Origin of the sequence: Cronobacter sp. HA18006, assembly GCF_011605445.1 — a bacterium.
Taxonomy (GTDB): Bacteria; Pseudomonadota; Gammaproteobacteria; order Enterobacterales; family Enterobacteriaceae; genus Cronobacter; species Cronobacter sakazakii.
Map to the genome: position 1 here is coordinate 444,803 of NZ_JAANQB010000011.1, position 25,330 is coordinate 470,132.

22 protein-coding genes are annotated in these 25,330 nt (G+C 56.6%); 10 read left to right on the forward strand and 12 right to left on the reverse strand.

What is annotated here, in order from left to right; all coding sequences use genetic code 11:
• Positions 1-2: 2 nt before the first annotated feature.
• The 4 genes from dsbG to G9X48_RS03865 are packed head-to-tail and all read right to left on the reverse strand — an operon-like array spanning position 3 to position 3,580.
• Positions 3-752, reverse strand: a complete 750-nt coding sequence (gene dsbG, locus G9X48_RS03850) for a thiol:disulfide interchange protein DsbG (protein WP_097641064.1) — start codon at positions 750-752, stop codon at positions 3-5.
• On the reverse strand, positions 749-2,770 hold the full coding sequence (locus G9X48_RS03855; RefSeq protein ID WP_097641065.1) for a protein-disulfide reductase DsbD domain-containing protein: 2,022 nt from the start codon (positions 2,768-2,770) through the stop codon (positions 749-751). The genes dsbG and G9X48_RS03855 overlap by 4 nt, the downstream gene beginning before the upstream one ends.
• Before the next feature lie 46 nt (positions 2,771-2,816).
• Positions 2,817-3,275, reverse strand: a complete 459-nt coding sequence (locus tag G9X48_RS03860) for a copper-binding protein (RefSeq protein WP_097641066.1) — start codon at positions 3,273-3,275, stop codon at positions 2,817-2,819.
• 44 nt (positions 3,276-3,319) lie between these two features.
• Positions 3,320-3,580: a DUF2534 family protein gene (locus tag G9X48_RS03865; RefSeq protein WP_007780653.1), complete on the reverse strand. Its 261-nt coding sequence runs from the start codon at positions 3,578-3,580 to the stop codon at positions 3,320-3,322.
• A gap of 327 nt (positions 3,581-3,907) precedes the next feature.
• Here G9X48_RS03865 and G9X48_RS03870 point away from each other — a divergent pair, with 327 nt between their 5' ends.
• The 3 genes from G9X48_RS03870 (at position 3,908) to G9X48_RS03880 (ending at position 5,284) form a co-directional block, all read left to right on the forward strand.
• Positions 3,908-4,297: a hypothetical protein gene (locus G9X48_RS03870; RefSeq protein WP_097641067.1), complete on the forward strand. Its 390-nt coding sequence runs from the start codon at positions 3,908-3,910 to the stop codon at positions 4,295-4,297.
• Between the two features lie 102 nt (positions 4,298-4,399).
• Positions 4,400-4,921, forward strand: coding sequence for an SMI1/KNR4 family protein (locus tag G9X48_RS03875; RefSeq protein ID WP_007873263.1), 522 nt, complete (start codon positions 4,400-4,402; stop codon positions 4,919-4,921).
• 117 nt (positions 4,922-5,038) lie between these two features.
• A complete protein-coding gene (locus G9X48_RS03880; RefSeq protein ID WP_007798844.1) occupies positions 5,039-5,284 on the forward strand; it encodes a YmjA family protein in 246 nt (81 codons plus the stop codon).
• A gap of 75 nt (positions 5,285-5,359) precedes the next feature.
• On the opposite strand, the gene G9X48_RS03885 is transcribed toward G9X48_RS03880, so the two are convergent.
• Genes G9X48_RS03885 through G9X48_RS03895 form a run of 3 tightly spaced genes read right to left on the reverse strand, consistent with a single transcriptional unit; the run spans position 5,360 to position 8,162 of the window.
• Positions 5,360-6,118, reverse strand: coding sequence for an ABC transporter ATP-binding protein (locus G9X48_RS03885; protein ID WP_097641068.1), 759 nt, complete (start codon positions 6,116-6,118; stop codon positions 5,360-5,362).
• A complete protein-coding gene (locus tag G9X48_RS03890; protein WP_007873266.1) occupies positions 6,115-7,155 on the reverse strand; it encodes an iron chelate uptake ABC transporter family permease subunit in 1,041 nt (346 codons plus the stop codon). Before G9X48_RS03890 ends, G9X48_RS03885 begins: the two co-directional genes overlap by 4 nt.
• Complete coding sequence (locus tag G9X48_RS03895) at positions 7,155-8,162, reverse strand: ABC transporter substrate-binding protein (protein ID WP_097641069.1); 1,008 nt, start codon at positions 8,160-8,162, stop codon at positions 7,155-7,157. Before G9X48_RS03895 ends, G9X48_RS03890 begins: the two co-directional genes overlap by 1 nt.
• Positions 8,163-8,402: 240 nt before the next feature.
• Here G9X48_RS03895 and G9X48_RS03900 point away from each other — a divergent pair, with 240 nt between their 5' ends.
• The 5 genes from G9X48_RS03900 (at position 8,403) to G9X48_RS03920 (ending at position 18,190) form a co-directional block, all read left to right on the forward strand.
• Entirely contained in the window at positions 8,403-9,638 is a 1,236-nt protein-coding gene (locus G9X48_RS03900) for an MFS transporter (RefSeq protein ID WP_097641070.1), read from the forward strand.
• 1,294 nt (positions 9,639-10,932) lie between these two features.
• Complete coding sequence (locus G9X48_RS03905) at positions 10,933-11,907, forward strand: tyrosine-type recombinase/integrase (RefSeq protein WP_097641109.1); 975 nt, start codon at positions 10,933-10,935, stop codon at positions 11,905-11,907.
• A gap of 94 nt (positions 11,908-12,001) precedes the next feature.
• Positions 12,002-13,225 (forward strand): DUF6361 family protein, encoded by a 1,224-nt coding sequence (locus tag G9X48_RS03910; protein ID WP_085661147.1) that lies wholly within the window; start codon positions 12,002-12,004, stop codon positions 13,223-13,225.
• On the forward strand, positions 13,219-15,036 hold the full coding sequence (locus G9X48_RS03915; RefSeq protein WP_097641071.1) for a phospholipase D family protein: 1,818 nt from the start codon (positions 13,219-13,221) through the stop codon (positions 15,034-15,036). Before G9X48_RS03910 ends, G9X48_RS03915 begins: the two co-directional genes overlap by 7 nt.
• The gene (locus G9X48_RS03920; protein ID WP_105536370.1) at positions 15,029-18,190 is read left to right on the forward strand and encodes a helicase-related protein; all 3,162 of its coding nucleotides are present in this window, start codon (positions 15,029-15,031) and stop codon (positions 18,188-18,190) included. The genes G9X48_RS03915 and G9X48_RS03920 overlap by 8 nt, the downstream gene beginning before the upstream one ends.
• A gap of 6 nt (positions 18,191-18,196) precedes the next feature.
• On the opposite strand, the gene G9X48_RS03925 is transcribed toward G9X48_RS03920, so the two are convergent.
• The 4 genes from G9X48_RS03925 to G9X48_RS03940 form a co-directional block, all read right to left on the reverse strand.
• The gene (locus G9X48_RS03925; RefSeq protein WP_097641073.1) at positions 18,197-18,871 is read right to left on the reverse strand and encodes an SDR family oxidoreductase; all 675 of its coding nucleotides are present in this window, start codon (positions 18,869-18,871) and stop codon (positions 18,197-18,199) included.
• A gap of 42 nt (positions 18,872-18,913) precedes the next feature.
• Positions 18,914-19,486 carry a histidine phosphatase family protein gene (locus G9X48_RS03930; RefSeq protein WP_097641074.1) on the reverse strand — a complete coding sequence of 191 codons (573 nt, stop codon included), beginning with the start codon at positions 19,484-19,486 and terminating at the stop codon, positions 18,914-18,916.
• 12 nt (positions 19,487-19,498) lie between these two features.
• Positions 19,499-19,768, reverse strand: coding sequence for a hypothetical protein (locus tag G9X48_RS03935; protein ID WP_007873284.1), 270 nt, complete (start codon positions 19,766-19,768; stop codon positions 19,499-19,501).
• A 283-nt stretch (positions 19,769-20,051) separates the two neighbouring features.
• Complete coding sequence (locus G9X48_RS03940) at positions 20,052-21,710, reverse strand: methyl-accepting chemotaxis protein (RefSeq protein ID WP_054623876.1); 1,659 nt, start codon at positions 21,708-21,710, stop codon at positions 20,052-20,054.
• 293 nt (positions 21,711-22,003) lie between these two features.
• Between G9X48_RS03940 and G9X48_RS03945 the strand changes: the two genes are divergently transcribed.
• Positions 22,004-22,804, forward strand: a complete 801-nt coding sequence (locus tag G9X48_RS03945; RefSeq protein WP_097641076.1) for an MBL fold metallo-hydrolase — start codon at positions 22,004-22,006, stop codon at positions 22,802-22,804.
• Positions 22,805-22,825: 21 nt separating this feature from the next.
• On the opposite strand, the gene guaD is transcribed toward G9X48_RS03945, so the two are convergent.
• A complete protein-coding gene (gene guaD / locus G9X48_RS03950; protein ID WP_129560333.1) occupies positions 22,826-24,142 on the reverse strand; it encodes a guanine deaminase in 1,317 nt (438 codons plus the stop codon).
• 584 nt (positions 24,143-24,726) lie between these two features.
• Here guaD and G9X48_RS03955 point away from each other — a divergent pair.
• A complete protein-coding gene (locus G9X48_RS03955; protein ID WP_007854604.1) occupies positions 24,727-25,323 on the forward strand; it encodes a glutathione S-transferase family protein in 597 nt (198 codons plus the stop codon).
• The last annotated feature ends 7 nt before the right edge of the window (positions 25,324-25,330 follow it).

Genomic DNA, 25,330 nt, shown 5'->3' on the forward strand with positions numbered 1-25,330 from the left:
TATTACTTACAGGCCACCAGATCGGCCATCTGTTCGGCGTTCGGCAGGCCGATTATCTGCTGAAGCAGCCGGTCTTTGTTCAGATAATAAATCGCTGGCGTGCCGTTTGCGCCAAGTTGCGTCATCAGCTGCTGGTTATACTGAATCTGCTTAAAGGCCGCAGGCGACGTTTTCTCCGGCAGCGCCGGTTTGTTTTTCCCGGCTGAGCTTTCAAGATCCTGCCAGGTTTTTTGCGGATCGTCGGAGCCCAGCACCGCGGCGGCGTAGCGCCCGCTGTCCGGGCGGATCACGCCCACCAGCAGCGTTTTCAGGCTGATGCTTTTATCGTTGAGGTACGGCTGCGCCTGCTCCCAGAACTTATGGCAGTAAGGGCAGAACGGATCGGCGAACACCACCACTTTGCAGGCGGCCTGCTCGCTGCCTTCGTGAATGCCCTTCGCCTGATCCAGCGTTTTCCACATTTCGCGCCCGGCCGGGATGTACAGCTCGTCGTTAATCAGCTTTTCACTGAGGTTATTGCCCTGCGCGTCATACATATAGCCGGTGATGACATGCTTTTTATCGGGCGTCAGATAAAGCGTCACGCCGGTGTCCTGATATTTACCAAGCCACGCCTGAACGCCGCCCGGCGCGGTGAAAGGCTTGATAATCGTAATGCCCTGTTTTTCCATCTCTTTTACCGGCTCCGGTAAATCATCAGCCTGCGCATGGAACGCGGCGAGCAGTGCGCCCGCCATCAGTAACTTTTTCATTGTCTGTCCTTATTGATTGTCTGAGAGGTGGCCGCGCCAGCGTTATCCAGCGCGTCAAGCAGTTCAGTTTTACTCAGCAGCGAAGAGAGCACTTCGCCATCCGGTATAGCAGGGCCGAACACGGCGTTAAACGGAATGCCGCTTGCGCCGTGGCGGCGCAAAAATGCTTCAATTTCCGCAGATGGCTTGCTCCAGTTACCCTGTAACAGCACCACGTCATTCTGATGCAGCGCGTCTACGACATCGGGGCGGTGCAGCACCAACACTTCATTGACCTTACAGTTCAGGCACCAGTCGGCGGTGATATCCACAAGCACCCGTTTATGCGCGGCAAGCGCGTTATCCAGCGCCGCCTGGCTGAAGGGCTGCCAGTGAAGCGGCCCTTCGCGGCGGCCGTCCGGTGCAGGTGCCAGAAACGCATATAACCCGGCACCGAACAGCACGCCGAACGCCAGCGTTCGCAGGTTTTCCCGATGGCGCGGCAGTTTTACTGCGCAGCGCCAGAGAAACAGCGCAATCATCAGACCGCCTGCGATAAGAACGTAGCGCGCGCCCCATTCCTTCGCCAGCAGCGACATCAGCCAGAGACTGGAGCCAAGCATCAGCAGCACCAGCACCAGGCGCAGCTTACTCATCCACGGGCCGGGCCGCGGCAGCCAGCGCGCCACGCCGGGCCTCAGGCTGACGAGCAGCCACGGCAGGCTCATGCCGGTGCCGAGCGCGAGGAAAATCAACCACAGCTCCGGTAACGGCGCGGCCAGTGCAAAAGCGACGGCAGTACCGAGAAAAGGCGCGGTGCAGGGCGTCGCCAGCAGCGTCGCGAAGGCACCCTCCAGGAAACTGCCGCCAACCCCCTGGCCGCCCGCCGTGGCGAGCCGGGTAGTGAGCGCGGCGGGCAGCCTGATCTCCATCACGCCCGCGAGGCTAAAACAGAAAGCCCAGGTGACGACCGCCATCGTGGCGATAAACCCGGCATGCTGGAACTGAAATCCCCAGCCTGTCCACGCGCCCGAGAGCCGCAGCGCGCTCATAACGGCCGCCAGCACCAGGAATGAGAAAATCATCCCGGCGCTGGTGGCGAGAAAGCGGATGCGGGTCCGGCGACGGTCCGCCTGCGCCAGCGTCATCAGCGAGGCGAGCTTCATTCCCATCACCGGCAACACGCAGGGCATCAGGTTCAGAATAAGCCCGCCGAGCAGCGCCACCGCGACGGCCTGCCAGAACAGCGGCGCGCCGTCCGGTTTTACCGTCATCTGCTGGCTGGTGGCCCCACTACTGAGCACCAGCGAAACCGCCTGAATACGGCTGGCGTCTGTGGGTTCGCCACGTTCGTTGAGGGTAGTGAACCGCGCCGTGAGCGTGTCGCCGTCCGTTTGCAGTTGCGGAACTGAAAGCGACACGTTGTCAGGGTTATCGGCAAACAGCGCCGGTTGCGGCCAGCCATCGGGTGAGGTCGCCATCAGGCTGAGCGTTGAACCGCGAGCGGAAACGTTCGTCACCGTAATGTTGCCGGTGTCTGGCGGAACGGTCGCCATTGCCGCGTTCCAGTCATCATCAAAACCAGGCGACGGACCATCGGCCAGATCGACATCCAGCGGGAAGGTGTTCACCACGCAGAGGTTGCTGCACAGTGATAGCGTCAGCGTGCCGCGCAGCCGCGCGGTTTCAGTGGTAGTGACTTCCAGCGGGAAGGTCACGCCGTCATGATAGCCGACCGAGCTGAACCCGGCGGCGTCAAAGCGCACCGGCTGCGGCCAGTGCCAGGTGGTCTGCGCTGGTGTTGACCAGTCAATAACGGGCCGGAACCCGCCGTCGCCGGGTGTTCGCCAGTAGGTTTTCCAGCCTTTATCGAGCGTGATAGCCAGCAGCAGACGCACTTTGCCATCGGCGGGCGCGTCGCTGCGTACCTGAATATGGGCGTGTGAAGGCTGCGCCGGTGGCAGCCAGCCGCTGTCCGCAGCCCAGGCCGCAGACACGCCGAGAACCAGAAGCCACAGGCTCCTGAAAAGCATTTTCATCTGTTTTCTCCATGAATAATTAACCGAACAGGACGAACCCGGTCAGTCATTCACGGAACACGCAGTTTTTAAGATGTATTCGTCGTTGGGGAGGGCGGGGGATTGCATCCGGCAGGGCGCGGACGTTCACAGCGATCAGCACAGCCAGCAGGATAACCAGCAGGCCGGGCCAGAGAATAATGGTGTCGAAGTGTAGCGGCTGCGCGGCAAGCAGCGAATGCGCGCTAAGTTCACACGGGGAGAGCGACGGCGTGGTCGCTTCATGACCACTGTTTTGCGTCGCGAGGCTGATCTCAGCCGCTTTGACCTGCATCTGATGCAGAATGCTGGCGCGCTGAGTCAGGCAAATCAGCATCACGCAACAGGCAATGACCAAAAGCAGTGTTGCTTTCAGTTGCCGGTTTTTTGTGTAAGCGGAGCCTGCGGTCGTCATCATCGGCAAAAGAATAGTGAGCGCCCGGTTATCGGGCAAGCGCTGTTTTGTAAAGTAATCATGACAATTCACGCAAAGCCATTCAGCGCGGCAATAAAACCCGCCCGAACGCAAACTCAGCCGCGATCGTCTTTCGGCCCCAGAAAATAGAACGCGAAGGGAAGCGAGATGATAAACGAGAACGGCACGCTGTAAATCAGCACCCACGCGCCCTGCATGATAAACATCGACGCACTCCAGTGCTCCATCGGCATGTTGTACTGTTCTTCCACGCCCTCAAACGTGACGCGGGAGACGACCGTCAGAACGGTGATGAAGACAATCACCAGCGCCGTCAGAAATTTTTTCCCGTCACGGGTACGCAGTTTTTCCAGCATGATCTCTCCGGTTTGTTTTCCCGCGGTGTTTTGGCGTTTGTACCTGCTGGCGACGCCATGTAGTTGCATAAACAGCGAGAATGAAAAGTGGCGCAAGTGTATCGTAAATGGCTGACGAATGTTACGGTCTGGAGGCAGATGCCCTGGTGTCGATATCAAGTTTAATAGTGCGCGCAATCTATCTTATGTTAAATAACCATATTGTGGCTGATAATTTCCGGTTTTCAGTTGCCACTCTTCTCCATGTCATGCTTACTATAAAACGTTTATCACAAAGCCGGATCCTGGGCTTATCAACAGCGTAAACGACAAAGAGAAAAGCATTTTATGACAGCTCCAGAACTGACGTTTTATGTGGATGATGAAGGAATTTCCGTTGACCTGGTGTTGTCGGCGTTTGGCGAAAAACCTGTCCAGTGCATAAATCTGGATACTGATACAGTCGATAAAAAATACCAGGCTGATATTCATTTTCTTATTGAGAAGCAAAATTTTTTTCTTGATAAAATTACTGAGGAAGCCAGAGAATACTGCCAGCGAGTGTATGGTTGCGCTGCAAAAAATCTGCTCCTGATAAAAATTTATCTTTCTCCTGAGACGGAAAAAAGTTTTGGATTTATGTTTTCTGTCGATGTGGATCCCGAACACGGATTGGGATTGAAATTCAATGGGTTGCGGTTGATAAAAACAGGTAGTAGCGAAACGGCATTTTTATAGTATTTTAAAGCAATCTGGCGTGAACTTATCTTTAGCTGTCAAGATAATATCTCTACTGATAGATTGAAAGAGCCAGTCACCCTAACTCAGAGAAGGAAAAGTATGCCGGTTTCCTGTGGAAAAATGATTACAGAAGCGGATATCCAGCGGCTGGAAAAAACATACTGCATCAGCTTGCCTGAAGATTATAAAACGTTCCTCCTGTTAAATAATGGGTTTGTGGTTAAAAGCCCGGATTATTGTAATTTAGCGTATGGCGGTGTCGATGAGGGCGCTATTGCGTTTAATGCCCTGTTTGGGTTGGGAACTGAAAATGAATACTATGATATTGAGTATAATAATGAAGAACTATTCAGTGAACTGGATTTTATCGACAGCAAATTAATCATCGGCGACGATCCGGGTGGTAACTATTATTTGATGCTGAATGGAGAACGCCAGCAGGGCATATTTTACTGGGACAGAACGCATCTGCATGCTGAAGATATCCTTCAACAGTTTGAGATACCTGAGCAAAATGAGTGCGGCAACCTTTACAGGTTAAGCGATACATTTACGCAATTCTATCAAAGCGTTATCGACAATACGCTTGCTCAGGGAATGCAGGTAACGCGTGATCTGTGATAGCCATTGCTGACGCCGCTTCGCCATTTCCCGCGCCAGCGCGCAGCCAGAAATGGTACTATCTTACTCATAACGCCCTGTCCCGGCAGGCATAAACACCACCATCAGGAACGCCCTATGAGTAATGATATTCCTATCAAGTTTTATGACATCGCTGACGAGTACGCGACGGAAACAGAGTTGCCGGTAAGCGATGCAGAGCGCGACCGCCTGGCGCACTACTTCCAGCTGTTAATCACCCGTCTGATGAACAACGAAGAAATCAGCGAAGAAGCGCAGCATGAGATGGCGCGCGAAGCGGGGATCCCTGAAGGGCGTATCGATGAAATCGCCAACTTCCTGAATCAGTGGGGCAACGAGTAACGCCTCTGCGCTACACAGCCTTTGCGAAAAAAAAAACGGCCCCTTTACGGGGCCGTTTTACGTTACGGTTTCTGATTACACAAAGTGGATGTGCTTTTTGCCGTGATGGGGTGAAACCTCAATGCGCGCCTCCACCTTGAAGACCTCGCGCAGCATCGCCTCCGTCAGCACCTCATCCGGCGTGCCGCTCGCCACCACCTGCCCGCCCTGCATCACAATCAGCGCATCGCAAAACATCGCGGCGTGGTTGAGATCGTGCAGCGCCACAATACTCGTCACCGGCAGCTCGCTGATGAGGCGCATCAGGTGCATCTGATGATGAATATCGAGATGGTTGGTCGGTTCATCCAGCAAAATCTCGCCGGGCGACTGCGCCAGCGCACGGGCGATATGCACGCGCTGCCGCTCGCCGCCCGAAAGATGCTGCCACCCGTCGTCGCGACGGTCGAACATATCCACGCGCTCCAGCGCCTGGCGCACGATCTCGTCATCTTGGTGAGTCCAGGACGAGAGCGGCGAATGGTGCGGGATACGTCCGAGTTTCACCACGTCGCGCACGCGAATATTGGCATCGGTCATCGCGTGTTGTTCAACGAACGCCACGCGCTGCGCCAGCCTTTTCCTGGACAACCGCGCGATATCGCCATCGTCCAGCAGCACCCGGCCCGCATCCGGGCGGCGAAGCCCGGCGAGAATGCGCAGCAGCGACGATTTCCCGGAGCCGTTCGGCCCGAGCAGACCAAGTGTCTGTCCGGTTGGTACGCTCAGCGACACGTTATTCACGATGCGCTTTTTACCCGCCGACCAGCTGATGTTTTCCGCGCGGATGCTCATGAGAATCTCCTTGAGCGATACAGGATCACCGCAAAGAACGGTACGCCGACCAGCGCAGTCACCACGCCCACTGGCAGGCTCTGCGGCGCAATCAGCGTGCGCGAGGCGATGTCCGCGAGCACCATCAGAATAGCGCCCATCATCGCGCAGGCGATCAGCAACCGGCGATGCAGTGGCCCGAAGAAATAGCGCATCACGTGCGGCACCACCAGCCCGACAAAGCCAATCGAGCCCGCCATACTGACGATAGCCGCCGTCATCAGCGCCGTTACCGCAAAGAGGATCAGGCGCACGTAACCGACCGGAATGCCGAGTGAGGCCGCCGCGTCATCGCCAAAGGTAAAGGCGTCCAGCGCTTTGGCGTGCCACAGGCAGACCGCCAGCCCAATGACGACCACCGCCAGCACCAACTGAAATTCCGGCCAGCGCACGCCGCTGAAGCTGCCGAGCAGCCAGAACATCACGTCGCGCGCCTGCTGGGCGCTGGCGGCGGTACTGATGGTATAGGCGGTGATGGCGTTGAAAAGCTGTGAGGCGGCGACCCCTGCGAGGATCGTGCGCTCATTGCCGCCGCGCGCGCCGTTGGTCAGCAGTGCGACGAACGCGAACGCGGCGAACGCGCCGGTAAACGCGCCCACAGAGAGCGACACCGCCCCGCTGCCGATACCGAGCACCACGATCGACACCGCGCCGGTTGACGCCCCGGCGGAAACGCCGAGCACGTAAGGTTCCGCCAGCGCGTTTTTCAGCAGACTTTGCAGCACCGCGCCGCAGATGGCGAGGCCCGCGCCGCTGCACGCGGCCACCAGCGCCCGGCTGAGACGAAAATCCCAGATAACCGTTTCATGGATGCGGTTAAGTGGCACGGCGGTCAGCCCGAGCTTGTTAGTCACCGCCGCAAAGGTGGTTTGCAGCGGAATGGAGAGTTCGCCGATGCCCACGCTCAGCGCGATCACCAGCGCCAGCACGGCGACAGAGAGCGCCAGCAATATGAACGACGGCAGACGCCGGGTGACGGTTAAAGAGACGTCCGCCATCAGTTCAGCCCGAGCTTCTCAAGCTGCGCCGCCACCTGCTCCGCGCCATAGAGGGTGCGGATGGTCGGATTCATCGCCTGGCCATCCATCACCACGATATGGCCTTTTTTCACGGCGTCGAGCTGGCTGACCGCCGGATCGCTTTTCAGGAACTGGATTTTGGCGTCGGCGTTATCCAGCGCCCAGCGGTTGCGGTCAAGGCTTGAAACGACGATCACATCCGGGTTGGTGGCGATGATGCTCTCCCAGCTCAGCGTTGGCCACTCGCTTTCTGACGTGACGGCATTGTGGCCGCCGAGCAGATGCGCGATGTAACCCGAAGCGCCGTTTTTGCCGCCAACGTAGGCGTCAGAGGAAGGCGACGCGCTGGAGAACCAGAAGAGATACGACAGGTTTTTATGGTTTTTGCCGAATTTTTCTTTCAGGGCCGCTTCGCGCGCTTTGAAATCTTTGGTGAGCGCCTCGCCGCGCGCCTCGACGTTGAAAATCTTCGCTAAATCGTCGATTTCTTTATAGAGGTACGTCATATCCCACAGCTGGCTGCGGCTGCCGTAGATATCGCCGGTGTTTTTCTTCGTGACGCAGACGCCAGGCGACAGATAGCTGTTAATACCCACCGCCGCGAAATCTTCACGCTTCGCCACTTTACTGTCCGGGCCTAACAGCAGCGGGATCTGCGCGGCGACAAAATCGGGGTTCTGCGCGAGGATTGACTCAAGCGTCGGGATCTCAACCGTCAGCAGTTTGACCTTTTCATTTTGTTTTGCGAGCTGCGGCAACACTTTTGTCGGCCAGAAGGCGCTGGCGGCCATTTTGTCTTCAAGACCCAGCAGCAGCATGATTTCGGCGGTGTTCTGCCCGAGTGCCACCATGCGCTCCGGCGCTTTCTTGAAGGTGACTTTCATGCCGCAGTTATCAAGGGTCAGCGGGTATTGTGTGGCAAGAACGGGCGCCGAAGCGGCGCAGAGCAGGCAGAGCGCCAGCGCGTTTTTTACTAAAGCATTCATCAACATCAACCTTAACGTGTTTTTATCGCCGCGTGCCGCACGGGAATGGTTACGGGCCGGACAAATTAGAATTTGTATTATGCAAATGAAAATCATTCTTAAGAGGAGGTCTTATACCGGGGCGCCTGCGGGAAGTCAATATCGCCTCGTAAGCGGTCTTTGGCAGGTGAAAGTTGCCAGAGACGGCGCAAATATGTTTTAAGAGAGCCCTCACTTTTTCTGAACAGTTATGCGGTCTTCATGTCCACTCATGCACCCCATGCCGCGAGGCATACTTCTCCTTACCTGCTCTCTGCCAGCCAGCTGGTGTTTAACATCGGTTTTTATGCGGTTGTACCGTTCCTGGCGATTTATCTGCGCGACGATATGCTGCTCTCCGGCGGGCTTATCGGCACCATCATCGGGCTGCGCACGTTTTCACAACAGGGCATGTTTCTGCTGGGCGGCGCGCTTTCCGACCGCTACGGTGCGCGCGCCATTATCCTGTGCGGTTGTGTGGTGCGTATTACGGGCTATCTGCTGCTGGCGCTGGGCGGCTCGCTGTGGGCGGTGGTACTCGGCGCGTGTCTGACGGGCGTTGGCGGCGCGCTGTTTTCGCCGTCGATTGAATCGCTGCTGGCGCAGGCCGGCACGCGCAGCGAAGCGGAAGGCAGGCGCAGCCGCGCCGAGTGGTTCGCGCTCTTTGCCGTATGTGGCGAACTGGGCGCGGTGCTCGGCCCGGTACTTGGCTCGCTGATGGCCGGGTTTGGTTTTAAAACGATGGCGCTCGCAGGCGCAGGCGTATTTATTGTCGCGCTGGTGGCGCTGTTTATACTGCTGCCGCGCACGCCGCATCGCGACGGCCCGCTGCAGATTGTTCCCTGGTGGCAGACCTTTCATCAGCCGCGCTTTGTCGCGTTTATCCTCGCCTACAGCGCCTATCTTTACAGCTATAACCAGCTCTATCTGGCGCTGCCGGTAGAGCTGCGCCGCTCCGGCAGCAGCGATGCCGCGCTCGGGCCGCTCTTTATTCTCGCCTCGCTGTTGATTATCACGTTGCAACTGCCGCTCGCGCGCGTCTCGCGCCGTTTCGGGGCGGCGCGTATGTTACCGCTCGGTTTCGGGCTGCTGGCGGCCTCGTTTGTCAGCGTGGCGCTGTTTGCCCCGCTCCCGCCTTTTGCGGGCTGGCTGAGGCTGTTGCCTGCAGCATGCATGGTGACGCTCCTGACGCTGGGTCAGATGATTATCGTTCCGGTGGGGATGGATTTGGTTCCGCGTTTCGCCGCGGGCCGTAATCTCGGCGCGCACTACGGCGCGCTGGCCTCGATGGGCGGCGTGGCGGTGCTGACCGGCAATTTTCTGCTGGGCGACGCGCTGGATAACGCGCTGACGCCTGGCCCGCAGGCAGCGGTGCCATGGCTGCTGCTGGCGGTCTTTCCGCTGTGCAGCGCGCTGGCGATGGCTGTGCTGTGTCGCTTCTACGCGCCGAAGGGCTAAGACGCAGTCGGGAGAAGGAATATTACTCGCTGAGTGACGTTGTCACTTTTTAAGCGGTTCCGTGGGCTGTTAACCCGCTATGGCGGCGGGGAAACCACACAACGGCTGGCTTCTTTGAATGCTATGTGTGCACTACGGTACGCGTTAGCGGAACAGGTCAAACGGTAACTTATCTTTAACAAAATTAATCTATCGCTGCACACGCCAGTGTGCAGCGTCGGCTGCCTGAAGAGAACGTTCAGGCGCAAATTATCAGGCCAGTTATCATCCGCAGGGCGCGCCGGGATCCCAGGACGTGACTGTTGGGTGTGACGGATCGCAGCGCATAAACACACACCATGCCAGGCGTTGATGCCTGCCGTCTCTCTTTACTTTTTATGAATGGTTAAAAACAGCAGAATAATATTAGAAACGCTTAAGAATTTTCTTGGTTTCTGAAACCGGTCTCATCTTTCAATCCACATATGGCTTTATTTTTGTGTTTTTAATCAGACTTACCTTTACTGATACTTTCCTGACAATATCTCCATAATTTTTTAAATAGATGGCACGATATAACCTTTTCAATAAGTTCTAAAACTGTGTTTTAAATAAAAGGAATAATGGGTGAGGTAATAAAAGCCGTACGCTATTTCACCACGGTGATTAAAGAAGATACAGATAAGTGGATGAAAAAAGGAGATTTAATGGAAGAGCGGAAGCGTCATCAGCCCTGATAACGCTTCCGGGAGAGTGTTTAACGGCGCTTGCCGCCGCGTGAAGGCAGCGTACGCGCTTTCACCAGAACAGTATGCTTATAAAAAGCATAGCCGATGATGACAACCAAAAAGACAATCAATGCTATGGTCATTTTGACGATAACCTTCCTGATGGTGCGACTATTTTAATAATGACGGTATATCATACATGAATCTATATTACAGATGCATCTTTATTATTTTCAGGGCTGTTTAGTCTGCGTTTAATAATATTCTGTGCCGCAAGCCATTATCAATAGCACGTTAAACCGGCGCAGGTTTTATCCTGAGGTTATTTGTTATGCACGTCCATGTTGGTGAAAAAAACGCCTGCTGATTTACGCTACCATAACCCCTGCGTTCGGTTGTCATAGCAAAAATGGATGATCCGCTGTTTCCGCCCTTTCTGTTCTCCTCCACGTACCACCTCTGCAGATTGCTACTTATTAAAATGTACCTTTGAAAAAGTAGCTTTACCGAAAAGCACGCTTAAGGGGATAATCCTGCTACTTTTTACGAGACGCAACATCGCGGCTGTGTGCGTTTACGAGGGGATGATGACGGAAATGCCTGACGACAATCTGCTGCCTGGCGCTTTTTCAGGTCTCGATCCCCATGCGCTGTCGGTGGGTGACGAGGCGCGGCCCCTCAACCCGGCGATGGCCTATCTTTTAAGCCTGCCTTCCGCCGCGAGCCGCCAGACCATGCGATCCTTCCTGCATATCGTCGCAGGCATGCTCGGTGCTCGCGCGTTGCAGCACTGCCCGTGGGGCAGCCTGCGGCGTCATCATGTGCAGGGCTTACTGGAGATGCTGTCGGCTTCCGGGCGCGCACCTGCCACCATCAATACCTATCTGTCTGCCCTGAAAGGCACCGCGCGCGAGGCGTGGATGATGAAGCTGATGGACACCGACAGCTATCAGCAAATCCTTGCCGTGCGGGCGGTACGCGGTAGTCGTCTCACCCGCGGGCGTGCATTAACTCCGGAAGAAGTGCGCGCGCTGTTTTCGCTCTGCGAGCAGGACAAAAGCTGTAAAGGCCCGCGTGACGCGGCGATGCTGGCGGTGATGCTGGGCTGCGGACTGCGCCGTTCGGAAGTGGTCGGGCTGGATTATGCGAACATTCTTGAGCAGGACCAGGCGCTGCGCGTGCTCGGCAAAGGAAACAAAGAGCGGCTGGCATTTATGCCGGACACCGTCTGGCAGCGGCTCCGGCACTGGACTGACAGCGTACGCGGCGAACACCCCGGCCCGCTCTTCACCCGCATCCGCGCGGGTGACGATGTCACGTCTGAGCGCCTGACCCCACAGGCGGTGTACCATATTCTGAACGAACGCCGTCTGCAGTGCGGCATCGATAACTGCGCGCCGCACGATCTTCGCCGCACGTTCGCTTCCATGATGCTCGATAATGGCGAAGATCTGATAACGGTACGCGACGCAATGGGCCATGCCAGCGTCACGACAACGCAAAAATATGACCGCCGTGGCGATGCCCGCCTGCGCCGCGCGGCAGGCAAAATTAAGCTTTAAAAAAGCTGTTAACGGCCCATTGCGTGGCCCGGCAAAATGTTACGCTCACCATCATCGTTTAACCCTTTCTCAACTTCCAAAACCAGGGACAGGTATGGTTTCAACACTGACATGGATTGACCACGACAGCCGCGCGCGTGAACGCACACTTCGCATCCTCGCACAGTTTCAGGAAAAAGAGAGCCGGGATGAACTCGGCATCGGCACGGTGCGTGATAGCCTCGCGGACTTACTTTTTCCCGGCACCAGCACCATCCAGACACGGCTGCGTTATATGCTCTTCGTTCCCTGGATTTACCGGGCGCTGGAAGACAAAAAAGTGACTGCCGCGCAGTTTGCCGGCGCTGCGGATAAGCACGAAAGAGAACTGGTCAGACGGCTCCAGACGGCCGATGACCATCACGGGATGTTCGGTAAAAATGCCGGTGGAGATATTAAACGTCTGCCCAGCTCCGTTTACTGGGCTGGTCTTGGTGCCTGGCACATTCGGCTTACACCTTTTTCTCAGGGCCAGTATCACCAGCGGATCGATGAGACCTATCGCCAGAAGCACCGCATTGCACGCCAGCAGCGTCACGCCCGCGATCGCGCGGATGATCCCGATACCGAACCCGACAACGTGCATAACTGGCATCCGCGGTTACCGGCGACGCCTGCTGACTTTCCTGAAAAGGTGACGTTCCTGCTCACTCGCGATGAGGCTGAGTTCATCCGCGACCGTCTCCAGGCGGCATGTCCGCACAGCCTGCTGGCCTTTCTGGCCTTACAGGACGATAAGCCGACAGGCGCGTATCCCTGGGAGTATGCCAATAGCGGTCGCTTTTCCGCGACACATCAGACGATCCTTCACCACGCGCGGCTTTTCTCGGAAGTCATGCATGGCGCGGCGCTCTCCTATAACTACCAGCTTGCCGGAAAGATCGAGCGTGAAGGGCTGCGTGAACTGCATGAAGAGAATTTCCAGGAATGGCGCAATGCTCTGCCGCTTGCGGAGATTGCACGCTGGAACATAAACGAGTTGTGGGCGCTTACTCACCGGGAAGGCCATCAGATAGCTCCGCAGACACGCCATTTTATCGAATCCTGGGTGCGGTATCTTCGCACGACGCCAGACGCGCTTCTGAAGGGCGATGCCAGCGCGCTGATTCAGTATCGTGAACAAAAATTAAAAGGACCGCGCTCGCGGTTCACTAACAAGCGCGCGCAGGAGCAATGGCGCGGTCACTCGGGTACGAGACGGATCAATTATCGCTGGAATACCGTTAAAACGTTGCTCGCTGATTTGCATCAGGGGCTGTGTCAGGAGGCGGTATGCTAAGCCCGGATGCAAGAAGCCTCTATACCGCCGCGCTGACGCCACCGCCGGGTATGCGTTTTGATGAAGCGCTGGCCACGACATTTTCACTGGATCCTACCTGTCTGCTCGAAGCGCCGGTGCATCTTGCACTGATGTCCATGGAAAACCAGGCGGAACAGGACGGCCTTGCCATGCTTGAATCCCTGCGTCGTTACGCCGGACGCATGACGGTCTATGTTCAGCGCGGACGCATTCAGTTGCCTGCCATAGTGCGACCCAATCCGTTATTTAGTCTGCTTGAGCCGATGATTGTCGAAGTGAGCGCGCCCAACGGCGGTGTGTTTCACCCGAAAATCTGGGTGTTGCGTTTTGTCGCTCCCGGTCAGGACACGGTGATGTACCGCCTGTTGGTGCTGACCCGCAATATAACGACCGATCGCTCGTGGGATCTTTCGCTGCAGCTTGAAGGCGTCATGGGGCGCAAAAAAAGGCCGGTGAATAAGCCGCTGGCTTATCTGCTGCGCCTGCTGCCGGGTCTCGCGAGCAGAGGCATTGCAGATGAGAAAACGATGCAGGCGCAGCGAATTGCTGATGAGCTTTATCGCGTTGAATGGGAGTTACCGGCAGGTTTTCAGGAGATGGCGTTTTATCTGCCGGGTATTAAGGCATTTAACTGGATCCCGCCTGCCTCACTGCGCATGGCTGTCATTTCACCGTTTTGTTCCGATGAGGCGCTGAACGCGCTGGTACAAACGACACAGCGCGCCGAGGCGTTGATTTCCCGCCCGGAGGCGCTGGCAGCGTTAAAACCCGCCACGCGGGAGGCGTTCACGCAGTGCTCTCATTTAGACGATGCTGCGGAAACCGACGATGGTGAAGACACAGACGCTGTCGATATGGCGGCATCGCTCGCGACGGGCCTGCACGCCAAAGCGTATCTTTTTGAAACCCAATATTATTCTTTATATACGCACCTCGTAATGGGCTCTGCCAACGCGACTAATGCCGCGCTAAAAGCTGCCAGAAATATTGAGCTGCTGGTCGAGCTAAAGGGTCGTCAGCGCGATATCGGCGGAATTGATACGTTGCTTGACAAAGAGGGGATGGGCGAATATCTGGTGGATTTTCAGGCAGATGAGTTACCGCCGGTGGATGCAAACGCCCAGGCTGCCGCGCAGGCGCTGGAACACGCCAGAGCACAACTGGCCGCGTTGCCGCTGTCGCTTATCTGCGATCCGGTGGACGATGAGCAGTGGCGGCTCACGCTGGAGGGCGTTTTGCCGAAGTTTAAAGGTGTTGCGACGCTCAAGGCGTGGCCGGTCACGCTCATTGGCGAACACGCGGTTTTATTGCCGACAGAAGGCGCTGACGGCCCTTTCCCCCTCGGGCAGTTTTCGCTGCGGGCTGTCACCGGGCTGACGGCGTTTGAGCTCTCTACCCGCGAGCCCGCGTTATGCGTCCGGTTTGTGCTTAATCTGCCCGTGACGGGCATGCCTTCAGAGCGCAACGCGGCTATTCTGCAAAGCGTTATCAGCAACCCTGACGGCTTTCTGCGTTATCTGCTGTTATTGCTGGATCAGGATGACCCCGCACTGCCGCTACAGGAAAAGTACAGAGTCGCTGCCGGGTGGCTGGCCCGTCTTGTCGATGGTGAGGATTTTCCTCTGCTGGAAATGCTGACACGCGCCGCCAGCCGTACGCCAGAACGTTTAAAAGAAATCGCGTCGCTTATCAGTGAGCTGCGCCAGGGAAACCGGAACGCGGTGATCCCGGAGGATTTTCTGGCGCTCTGGACGGTATTTGAAGCCGCCATGGAGGACGCGAATGCCTGATAATCGATTTTCTGCGCAGGCAGCGCTGGCCACGCTGAAAGATTTTCAGCGTGATACGGTCGATTATGTGTTTGAGCGGTTGTTTGGCGAAAACAACACCACGCGGTTTCTTGTCGCCGATGAAGTCGGGCTTGGCAAGACATTGATTGCACGGGGCGTTATCGCCAGAACGCTGGAACATCTGCAGGATAAAAAAGATCGCGTCGATATCATCTATATCTGCTCCAGCGCGGCGATTGCTGGTCAGAATCAAAAAAGGCTCAATCTCAGCGGCTCGGAAGGGTTCTCGCTCTCTACCCGGCTGACCTATCTGCCACGGCAGGTCAGCGAGCTGCGCAATAATAAAGTCAACTTTATCAGCCTGACGTCAGGCACAACCTTCGACCATACCGTAAGCCGTGAAGGCCATGCGGGAGAGCGCGCCACTTTGTACCGGATTTTGTACGACCTCCCGCTGGGCCAGGGCGAGCGACGCACCCGGCTGCGTACAGGGCTGTTAAATCTTCTACAGGCGCGAATGGGAAAAGCGAGCTGGCGCGCCACCGCGCAGGGGCTGCGGGCTGATGAACTGGATAATGACCTCTGCAGGATGTTCCGACGCGAAGTGCTCGACGATAAACCGCTTTACGCGCAGCTTAAGCAGGGTTGCGAGCAGTTTATACGTTACCGTGACAGCAGCCGGATCCCGCCAGACGATACGCAGTTACGGCTTCGGCTTATCATGGCGCTGCGTCAGAAACTGGCTTTCGTTTGTCTGAAGGCCCTGAAGTCCGACCTGGTGATCCTCGATGAGTTTCAGCGGTTTAAGCATCTACTGGACGCTGAAGACGATACCGCGCGGCTCGCCACGGCCCTGTTTGAACAGAAGGAGGCGCGTGTTCTGCTGCTTTCCGCCACGCCTTATAAAATGTTCACGCTGGATAACGAAACCGGGGAAGACGATCATTACCCGGATTTTATCCGCACACTGTCATTTCTGATGCGCGATCCGGCGCAGGTCAACCACGTCAGCGCGCTGCTTTCCGCTCACCGGGCCGCACTGCATGCCGGTATGCCTGAAGGTGAAAAAGCACGTCTTCAGGATGCGCTTTTGCGTGTGATGTGCCGCACCGAAAGGATTTCTGATACCCGCGACCGTAACGCCATGCTCGTTGAAGTTCCCCGCATAGCGCCGCTGCAGGCCACGGATATCCGGCATATTCGTGCCGTTGATGCGGTTGCGGCCTGTGTGGACGCAGGCGATCTGGTGGAGTACTGGAAATCGACGCCCCATTTGCTCAACTTTCTGAAGCGCTATGCGCTGCGTAATAAACTTGATGCGGCTATCGATGCGCCGTCACCTGCGCTCTCTGCGGCGCTGAGAGCGGCCCGCGATGAGTGGCTAACGCCCGGTCAGCTGGATGACTACCAGCCGCTTGAACCCGGCAACGCGCGGATGCGGCTTCTTTTTGAAGACACCATCGATAACGGGCTCTGGCAACTGTTATGGATGCCGCCATCGCTTCCGTATTACACACCAGGCGGCGTCTGGCAGGGGAAAAGCCATCTGACCAAGACGCTTATCTTCTCCTGCTGGAATGCGGTGCCGGATGCTATCGCCACGCTCTGCTCTTATGAGGCAGAGCGCCGGATGGTCAGCGGCGAGTCGGTGACGCATCGCGAGCTTTATCAGAAAATCAAACCGCTGTTGCGGTTTGCGAAAGCCAGCGCGGACGACCGTCTGACCGGTATGCCAGTCATGGCATGGCTGATGCCCTCACCGGTCCTGGCGACGGCGATTGATCCACTCACGATGGCCTGTGCCGGGGATAACGGCCCGCTCCCGCTGGAAACCGTGCTGGAAGCCGCCCGTGACATCTGCGAGACGCTTGTCGCCGCTTTACCCTCCAGCCCGGCGGAGGGCAAAGCCGATCCGCGCTGGTACTGGGCTGCGCCGGTACTGCTCGATGCGCAGGGCGGGCTACTGGCGTGGTGTAAAGATCCACAAGGCTGGCGGGCGCTGGTGACGCCTGATGCGGATGACGACTCCCACTTCACCGCGCATCTGGAACAGCTGACAGACGCCGCCGAGGGACGCCTTACGCTCGGGCCGAAGCCAGACGATCTGGCGGACGTGCTCGCGCTGTTCGCGCTTGGCGGGCCTGGTACCTGCGCATTGCGTGCGTTACAGAGGCTGGATCCGCAGACGGGGTGCGACAGCATGGCCCTTCTCACCGGTGCGGCGACCATCGCCTCGGGGTTCAGAACCCTGTTCAACATGCCGGAGACCATTGCGATGCTGCGTGGCGCAAGTGAGGAGACCTACTGGCGTTTAACGCTGAAATATGGCGTTGAGGGCAATCTGCAATCCATGCTGGATGAATATGTCCATACGCTCCGGGAATCGCCTGGCGTGCAGGGATCTGGCGTCGCGGCACAGGTGGCCACTCTGTCCGCGCATATCCAGTCTGTTCTATCGTTGCGTGTCTCCCGGCTGCATCTGGACGCGCTGGAGGCTAACGATGCGGGCTTTGAGCGTGTAGAGTTTTCGACCCGCTGCCGCTTTGCGCTGCGGTTTGGTGATATCCGGGATGACAATAACGACGCGCTGGTACGGGCAGAAATCGTTCGCGATGCTTTCAATTCGCCGTTTCGCCCGTTTGTGCTGGCCTCCACGTCCATTGGCCAGGAAGGGCTCGATTTTCATACGTGGTGTCATGCGGTGATGCACTGGAATCTTCCCGCAAATCCTGTCGATTTAGAGCAGCGCGAGGGCCGGGTACATCGCTACAAAGGGCATGCGGTGCGGAAAAATATCGCGCATGCTTATGGCATTGCGAGCCTTAAGGGCCACAACGCGGGCGACCCGTGGCAAACCCTTTTTGCGCGGGCAGCGCAGGACAGAGCGCCTGGGCAGTCCGAACTTATCCCTTACTGGATCTTTGAGGACGGCCCGGCGCGCGTGGAGCGCCGTATTCCCGTGCTGCCTTACAGCCGGGAAACCGGCAAGCTCAAAAGACTGAAGCAGGGGCTCGCGTTGTATCGCCTGGCGTTCGGACAGCCGAGACAGGAGGACTTACTCTCAAGTCTCAGCCATAACGCCCCGATCTCTGAAGACGCCCTTGCCGGCGGGCTGATATCACTTAAGCCGCCCGGCCGGTCCGGTAAAGCGTAACGCCGGCTACGGCGCAATCTCCTGCCCGCGATAATCGATAAACCGGCACTGCAGATTATCCAGCGCGGCGTTGATGACGTTTTTCAGTCCAGCCGCGCTTTCGTCTACCGTCACCGGCGCGCGTTCGCCGCCCATATCGGTCTGGACCCAGCCGGGATGCAGCAACAGCACGCTGCGTTTACCCGGCAGCGCCGATGTCACCGCGAATGAGCGCGCCAGCGAATTCAGCGCGCTCTTACTGGCGCGGTAGAGCGCCATGTCGCCGGTATCGTTATTCGTAAAGCTTGCGGTACTGGAGGACATAAACGCGATGACACCGCCTTCACGGACCTGCGAGAGCATCGTCTCCGCGAGTCGCACCGGCGCGATAGCGTTGGTCAGAAAGAGTGAGGCGATCTCCTGTTCGGTGGCCTGCGATACGCTCTGATGATCGGGGCCAAAAATACCGGCGTTGACGATGAGCACGTCAAAGGTCACAGCGCTGAGGTGTTCTTTGAGGTGGACTACGCTTGCCGTGTCGGTCATATCGACGATTTGCGTGGTGATACGCGGATGGGTGTCTTTGTGCGTTGCGTCACGCACCGTCGCTATCACGTCGGCGCCCTCCTGCGCGAAAGCATTCGCCAGACCACGGCCAATCCCGCGCGATGCGCCGATAATCAGGATATGTTGTACAGTCATGATTTTTTAACCTGCAATAATAATGAACCCATACTGATGGGCTTAACACTCCGCAAGGCGGTAGACCCCTGCTCCCCAGTAGCCTTTTTCCGGTTTACGGATTTCACGCCAGCCCTGACGAACAAGGCTGCGGGCAATCAAACGATTCATGATGCCATGCCCCATCAAAAGCACCGGACTTTGCGCGTTACCGGCAAGCGCAGCGAGATTTTGCGCAGCCATTGCCGCGCGTGCTTTTGCGGCATGCAGCGTTTCAGCATTGCCCGATAACCCGCACAGCCATAACATGCGGAAAATGCCACTCCAGGCCAGCGGCGACAAACGCAGCCTGCCAATACTGTGCACCGGCAGTTCTGCCTCCCGGTATAGCGCATCGGTTTGCACTGGATCACAACCCATTGTTTTTAGAGAAGAGAGGGCACGAGGTAAATCGCTGCTGATAACAATGCCCGCTCTGGCTGCTAACGCGCGGCTTGCCTCAGGCGGTAAGTCATTCCCCGTACCGGCCTCGTTATAACGGCTTATCCAGCCTGGCATATCGCGGGAGCCGATCGCGCCTGAATGCGCTATATCAGGGCTGCCGTGACGCATCAGAATAATTTCCATATCTTCCATTCCACGGGTGGTTTACCTGGCGTGAAAAAAATATCCCACCAGCGCCAGTACCACCACAATAACGCCTGAGAAAATCGCTCCGCTGGCCCATGCGAAGGGAGCGATCTCTTCTTCTTTTTTGATATCCGCGTAACGCTTTAGTGCCTGCTCTGCCAGGGGCGCGTCAATCTCTTCGAACTGCTTTTCATAGCCTTTGGCTTTAAGCCGCGAGGCTTTTTCGGTATCGGCTTTATCGAACGCAAACAGCTGAGTGCCTTTCTTATAGAAGACAAATGTGGTCATGGTGGACTCCTGTCGTGGTGACGCGCTATGCCTAACATACCGGAGCGGAATACATTTTGTACATGAATACCTTAAAGCGCTTTTAGCAGAAAAGCAGACCGTCGCTGATACATACAACCATGAATAAGTGTCCATCAGCCGGAATGGAAAAACAGAGGAAGTGGTGGCGGGGAATTATTCGCAGGGCGGTCGGGCATACAGGGAATGATCGGTAATCCGCCTGTAAAAACGCCCGGTACAGGTACCGGGCGTGGCATAAAAAATAACGTTTTTTATCTGCTAATCAGAAGCTCTGCCAGTCGTTATCTGATACCGCGGCGGCGGCGGGCACCGGGCGCAGCGTTTTGATTGGCGTCACCGGCGCGGCGACATGACGCGCCGCGCTTTTCGCATGACTGGCGGCGGCGATGGTAAATGCACCAACCAGCTGGTTCAGGGATGCGGCCTGCTCCATCAGCGACTGCGACGCCGCCGAAGCCTGCTCGACCAGCGCGGCGTTCTGCTGGGTTACATCGTCCATCTGGTTGACGGCCAGATGCACCTGATTGATGCCCTGCGCCTGCTCCTGCGCGGCGACCGAAATCTCATCAACAATATCCGTTACCTGACGCACCGCCTCGGTCATTTTGCCGATATTCTGGCCGACGCCTTCCGCCTGCGCGGAACCGGTTTCGACGTATTGCATTGAGTTCTCAATCAGTTCTTTGATTTCCCGCGCGGAGGAGGACGAACGCTGCGCCAGCGTGCGCACTTCACCGGCCACCACGGCAAACCCTCTGCCCTGCTCGCCCGCACGCGCGGCTTCTACCGCAGCGTTGAGCGCCAGGATGTTGGTCTGGAAGGCAATCCCCTCGATCATCGCGATAATGTCGGTGATTTTCGAGGAACTGTCGCGAATACTGCTCATGGTCGTCAGCATGGTATTGACGCGCGACTGGCTGTCTTCCGAAATATCACGCGCGTTTTTCGCAAGCTGGCTTGCAAGCTGGGTATTTTCCGCAGTCTGACGCACGGTTTCGCTCAGCTCTGACATGCTGGCGGCAGTCTGCTCCAGCGAAGCGGCCTGTTCTTCTGTGCGCGACGAGAGATCTTCGTTACCGGCGGAGATCTGCCCGGAGGCCGAGCTGACCGACTGCGCGGACGCTTCGACAGCGGCGAGTGATGAAGCCACATTGGCTGCCAGCGTATTGTACGCTTTGGCCGTCTGGCCTATCTCATCCTTACGGGAGTCATCGGCGCGCAGTGTCAGATCAAGATGCTCGCTCGCCGTTTCCAGCGTCTGGCGCATGCTGTTGAGCTGGTTGCGAATCGAGAAGATGGTCTTCAGCGTGAAAAAGCCGAGAATAAGGATGACCACTGCCGAGCCGCCAATCAGCGTCCAGAGCGTCTGGTAATAGGAGCTATCATTTTCCTTACGCAGCGTTTTGCCGACGTCAATGTTGACCCCCAGCTGTTTCTGATACAGCGCGATCAACTGACGCGCGGCACCGCCGACACCGTTGTCATCACGCAGTGCGGCGAGCGCGACAGCGTTGTTGTGCGCACGCGAGCTCTCTAAAAATGCCGGTAACCGGGACTGAACCGTCTGAATCAGCGTACCGGCGCTTTCAGAAATCTGCCGGTCTTCCTCGCTGGAGATTTCATTTTGCAGGTAAAACTGGTTCTGCGTGGTGATGCGATTAATGACCGTATCAATCTCTTTTTCAATCTCGGCCTGACCTGATGCGTCAGCGGTATTCTGGTGGCGGTAGAGCCAGATAATCAACGTATTACTACCATCAATCATTTTGCCGATATCAAGCACCGACGGAAGTGTGTTTTCCTGGACGTACTGGAACCTTGCCTGAAAATTGCTGACGACCACCACCGACGTAATCACCATAGCGATCAGCGCGGCAGAAAGTAATGAAAACGTCAGCATAAGACGTTGTGTAATGGACATGGAGTGTTTCCTCGGTGATGCTTATTTTTGCTGTATGGAGCCAGTGCTTAAATCAAACCGGCACAACGAATATCGGCAGCCAGGCATGCAATAATTAGCCTCCGGCAGACGCTTTCTCGTATGCCCATGATTAACAAAACATTAAATTTCTTAAAGTAATGGCCTGGCAATTGTGTGGGAATTTGTTGCGGTGCTTTTTTAGGCTCGCCACGGCGGTTTGCTCTAAGGTTTATGTCAGTAAGCGAGAGCCTGTGCGCCGTTGCGCAGGCGTCGCCACACCTCAGGAGGCCTTTGTGATCACACTGTGTAACGCCTGCGGCACGTCATATCAGATTGACAATGCCCAGCCGCAACGCTGCAAAATTTGCGACGATGAGCGGCAGTTTGTTCCGGTAACGGGGCAGCAATGGGTGGACCGTGATGCGCTGCTGGCGACCCATTCCAATAAATGGAAGCAGCATACCCCGGATCTTTTCAGCATCCGGACGGTGCCGGATTTTGCGATTGGCCAGCGTGCGTTTCTGCTGCGTACCCCGCAGGGAAATATTCTCTGGGACTGCGTCGCCACCCTGGATGACGCCACGAAAAACCTGATTGCCGCGCTGGGCGGTCTGATGGCCATTGCCATTTCGCATCCGCACTTTTACACCACCATGCAGGACTGGGCGGCCGCCTTTAACGCGCCGGTGTATCTGCATGCCAGCGACCGCGAATGGATAATGCGCGACAGCCCGTTTATCCGGCTCTGGGAGGGAGATGAACTGACGCTGGCTGAGGATATCCGCGTGATTCGCCTCGGCGGCCATTTTGCCGGTGGCTGCGTACTGCATGACGCGCGCGGCGACGGCCTGCTGCTGAGCGGTGATATTTTGCAGGTGACGCCGGGCGCGGAGAGCGTCTCATTTATGTGGAGTTACCCGAATATGCTGCCGCTACCGGCCGCCACCGTCAGCGCGATGACCGACCGGCTGCGAGGCGTGTCATTTTCGACGCTATGGGGCGCGTTTGAAGGCCGTGAAATCACTGCCGACGCCAGTGAGCGGGTGCGCCGTTCGGGCGAAAAATATGTGGCGTGTCTCAATCGTGCGGATTAACGCTTTTTTATTTCGTGACGCTCAGGCCCGTTCATACGCGACCCGACCATCAACATAGGTGCGGTATATCGCGCGATCGTCACCCAGCGTCATCATCACGAAAAGCTTATCAAACAGGGTCGCGGAATTGTCATAGCGGAGCTGCTGCAGCGGCGTTGAGGTCGGCTCCAGCACTACAAAATCGGCCTCTTTGCCGGGCATGAAGTTACCAATACGATGATCAAGCCCCAGCGCTTTCGCGCCGCCGAGCGTGGCAAGATAGAACGCCTCGTCAGCGGATAACGGATAGCCCTGCAACTGCCCGACTTTGTATGCCTCGTTCAGCGTTTGCAGCATGTTGAACGTGGTTCCCGCGCCGATGTCCGTTCCCATTCCGACTTTCACTTTTTTCTGCCACGCTTTTGGCAGATTAAACAAACCGCTGCCGAGATAGAGATTAGATGTGGGGCAGAAAGCGATGCTGGAGCCCGTGTCTCGCAGGCGATCCCACTCGCGCTCTTCAAGATGAACACAGTGCGCGAAGATGCAGTTGTGCCCGGTCAGGCCATAGTGATGATACACATCCAGATAGTCGTCACGCTCCGGATACAGCGTTTTCACCCACTCGATTTCAGCCTGATGTTCAGACAAATGCGTCTGGAACCAGGTATCCGGATATTCTTCGCGCAGGCGCTGCGCCATCGCCAGTTGTTCCGGTGTCGACGTCGGGGCAAAACGCGGCGTGATGGCATACAGCAGCCGCCCTTTTTTATGCCAGCGTTCAATCAGCGCCTTGCTCTGTTCATAACTGCTTTGCGCATCATCCAGTAGCCAGTCGGGCGCGTTGCGATCCATCATGACTTTACCGGCGATAAGACGCATATTGATTTGGCTGGCTTCCTCGAACAGCGCGTCCACTGACTGCGGATGCACTGAGCCAAAAACCAGCGCCGTTGTGGTGCCGTTTCGTAATAACTGCTTAATAAAAAAAGCGGACATTTCGCGCGCGTATTCCCGATCTTCATAGCGTCGCTCGGCAGGGAACGTATATTTATTGAGCCAGTCGAGGAGCTGTTCGCCATACGCGCCGACCATTTCACTCTGTGGGTAATGAATATGCGTATCGATAAAGCCCGGCACCACCAGTTTCCCGCGGTAATCACGCACGCGGACCGTATCCGGAACCTGTTGTTTTCCTTTTTCCCACTCACCGAACCATTCAATTTTCCCGTGACGAATCAGCAGTAAGCCGTCTTCCATAAACCGCAGCGCCGGTGCTATCTCCTGAGGCGTTTCAGCGGTCCTTGTGAAATCAATAAAACTGGTGCGTACGGCTTTTAAGGTCTGTTCTGCTGACATCATCACCTCCTGCAGTCTGTATTTTTTTCTTCTGCGACTCTCTGTTGATGGGTTTTAATGCACTTTTCGTAGTATAGGATTTTCTCTCTGAACGGCATTGCGATGGCGCACGTCATGTCCGGCGCACTGGCTGAAACGGCGTGCTTCTATCCTGCTAAGCCAAAAACCGTGCAGCGGATTAATGGTTTCACTACATCTTCGGAGTGGGACTGACGAAGTCAGGCCGTATCTCCGGCCTGCGGGTCCGCAGGAGCCGCCTGGCGGTGTAGTTACAACATACATTAAAGCAAATCTGGTTTACCCGCCCTTCGGGCGGGCGCGGGCGGCCCGGCAATGGGCAATTGCGCGCTCAGGGGTTCAGGAAGGAATCTGACGCCACAACCGTGGCCGGAAGCGACGCGGGCGTTTCCGAACGGTGCCTACGGTTTCAGTGGCGGTCCAGTATAGCCTGGTTGTATGTTGTAACTATCAACATGCCGTTTGTGGTGTGCTTTTACTGGTAATGGTGACTGACAACATCGATAGTGTATTGCCGTCAGTAAGCGTAAAAGTTACGTAACTACGACGCTAACAGGAGACGTTCCGTGATTGTTTATACTTATCCCAAGAGCCGCTCGCTCAGGGTGCTCTGGACGCTTGAAGAACTGGGCATGCCGTATGAGTCCATCAAAGCCGATATTCTTTGCGACGCCCCGGAAGTACCCTCGCCGCATCCGCGCGGTAAAGTCCCGTTTCTGACAGATGGCGACGTTTCCATTTGCGAGACGCTGGCCATCTGCACCTGGCTTTGCGAAAAACAGCCTGCCACCGCGCTTTTTCCCGCCGATCCCGTCCGACGCGCCGCGATAAACAGCTGGATCAGTTTCGCCTTAACGGATCTGGAATCGCCGGTATGGAATTTACTTAAACAGATGATTTTTGTGCCGGAAGCGCAGCGGTCCGCCGCACTGACACATTACTTCAAAACCGAAGCCGCAAAAGCCGTGGCGATGGTGGATTTGGCGGACAACGCGCCGTGGATAGCGGGCGATGATTTTACGCTGGCCGATATTTTTATGTCGCATACACTTTTCTGGGCAAAACTGGGCGGTATTACGCTTGGCGAGACGCTCGAAAATTACGTGAATCGCGCCTTTTCCCGCCCCGCGTTTATCCAGGCCCAGCAGCGAAATAACCAGTGATGACGGC

Bases quoted from the DNA above. Each gene is read 5' to 3' on its own strand.
- G9X48_RS03855 (WP_097641065.1), bottom strand. From the start codon at position 2,770: ATGAAAATGCTTTTCAGGAGCCTGTGGCTTCTGGTTCTCGGCGTGTCT.
- G9X48_RS03905 (WP_097641109.1), top strand. From the start codon at position 10,933: ATGACGGAAATGCCTGACGACAATCTGCTGCCTGGCGCTTTTTCAGGT.
- G9X48_RS03920 (WP_105536370.1), top strand. From the start codon at position 15,029: ATGCCTGATAATCGATTTTCTGCGCAGGCAGCGCTGGCCACGCTGAAA.
- G9X48_RS03925 (WP_097641073.1), bottom strand. From the start codon at position 18,871: ATGACTGTACAACATATCCTGATTATCGGCGCATCGCGCGGGATTGGC.
- G9X48_RS03940 (WP_054623876.1), bottom strand. From the start codon at position 21,710: ATGTCCATTACACAACGTCTTATGCTGACGTTTTCATTACTTTCTGCC.
- G9X48_RS03900 (WP_097641070.1), top strand. From the start codon at position 8,403: ATGTCCACTCATGCACCCCATGCCGCGAGGCATACTTCTCCTTACCTG.
- G9X48_RS03915 (WP_097641071.1), top strand. From the start codon at position 13,219: ATGCTAAGCCCGGATGCAAGAAGCCTCTATACCGCCGCGCTGACGCCA.
- G9X48_RS03875 (WP_007873263.1), top strand. From the start codon at position 4,400: ATGCCGGTTTCCTGTGGAAAAATGATTACAGAAGCGGATATCCAGCGG.
- G9X48_RS03880 (WP_007798844.1), top strand. From the start codon at position 5,039: ATGAGTAATGATATTCCTATCAAGTTTTATGACATCGCTGACGAGTAC.
- G9X48_RS03870 (WP_097641067.1), top strand. From the start codon at position 3,908: ATGACAGCTCCAGAACTGACGTTTTATGTGGATGATGAAGGAATTTCC.
- G9X48_RS03865 (WP_007780653.1), bottom strand. From the start codon at position 3,580: ATGCTGGAAAAACTGCGTACCCGTGACGGGAAAAAATTTCTGACGGCG.
- G9X48_RS03895 (WP_097641069.1), bottom strand. From the start codon at position 8,162: ATGAATGCTTTAGTAAAAAACGCGCTGGCGCTCTGCCTGCTCTGCGCC.
- G9X48_RS03885 (WP_097641068.1), bottom strand. From the start codon at position 6,118: ATGAGCATCCGCGCGGAAAACATCAGCTGGTCGGCGGGTAAAAAGCGC.
- dsbG (WP_097641064.1), bottom strand. From the start codon at position 752: ATGAAAAAGTTACTGATGGCGGGCGCACTGCTCGCCGCGTTCCATGCG.
- G9X48_RS03910 (WP_085661147.1), top strand. From the start codon at position 12,002: ATGGTTTCAACACTGACATGGATTGACCACGACAGCCGCGCGCGTGAA.
- G9X48_RS03890 (WP_007873266.1), bottom strand. From the start codon at position 7,155: ATGGCGGACGTCTCTTTAACCGTCACCCGGCGTCTGCCGTCGTTCATA.
- G9X48_RS03935 (WP_007873284.1), bottom strand. From the start codon at position 19,768: ATGACCACATTTGTCTTCTATAAGAAAGGCACTCAGCTGTTTGCGTTC.
- G9X48_RS03930 (WP_097641074.1), bottom strand. From the start codon at position 19,486: ATGGAAGATATGGAAATTATTCTGATGCGTCACGGCAGCCCTGATATA.
- guaD (WP_129560333.1), bottom strand. From the start codon at position 24,142: ATGTCAGCAGAACAGACCTTAAAAGCCGTACGCACCAGTTTTATTGAT.